The sequence below is a fragment of the Flavobacterium psychrophilum DSM 3660 = ATCC 49418 genome (genome assembly GCF_002217405.1).
GTDB lineage: Bacteria > Bacteroidota > Bacteroidia > Flavobacteriales > Flavobacteriaceae > Flavobacterium > Flavobacterium psychrophilum.
On sequence record NZ_MUHE01000019.1, the window covers coordinates 38271 to 39088 of the forward strand.

The 818-nt window shown below is 38.1% G+C and carries 1 protein-coding gene; it reads left to right on the top strand.

Annotated elements, in window-relative coordinates; translation table 11 throughout:
* The coding region (locus B0A57_RS05925) for a putative Ig domain-containing protein (protein ID WP_133062902.1) at nt 1–818 on the top strand (818 nt) is incomplete at both ends.

The following is an 818-nucleotide window of genomic DNA, read 5'->3' on the forward strand; positions in this document are numbered from 1 at the left end:
ACAGGTGCTATCAACGTAGCGGTAGGTACCATACCAGGTGTTTATCCAGTAACCTACCAATTGTGTGATAAACTAACGCCACAAACATGTGCTACAGTAGTAGATACAGTCACTGTAACAGCGGTAGTAAATCCAGTAGCAGAAAATGGTACAGTACCAGCAACAGGAGGAGTAGCAATACTAAACGTAGCTGCAAACGATGTTGTAAATGGGTTACCAGCGACTTTAGGAGTAGGAGGTAATGCGACAGTAGCAACATCAGGAGTATGGCCAGTAGGGATAACTTTAGATCAAGCGACAGGAGCAATCAATGTTGTAGCAGGAATGCCACCAGGAAACTATCCGGTAACATATCAATTATGCGATAATTTAACACCGCAAAAATGTAATATAGTAACAGTTCAAGTAGCGGTAGCACTTTCGGTAATTATTGCGATTGACGATGTAAATACAATCCCAATTTACAATGGAGTTGGTGGCAGTTCAGTGAGTGTTTTACTTAACGATACCTTAAACGGAGGTTTATTAACAGGTGCTGCATCTGTTACAATTCAACCAGTATCTAGTTTGCCAAGTGGTATGACAATGAATTATACTTCGGGTGTTATAACAGTTGGAACAAGTGTAGCTCCAGGTACTTATGTTTTTGCATATACTATTTGTGAAAACTTGAATCTTGCAAATTGTAGTACAGCAACCGTTACAATTGAAGTTTTACCAAGTAATGTCATCATTTATAATGGTGTAACACCAAATGGTGATGGAGATAATGATGTATTTTATTTAGAAAACATTGAATTTATGAAAGAATCTTCTGT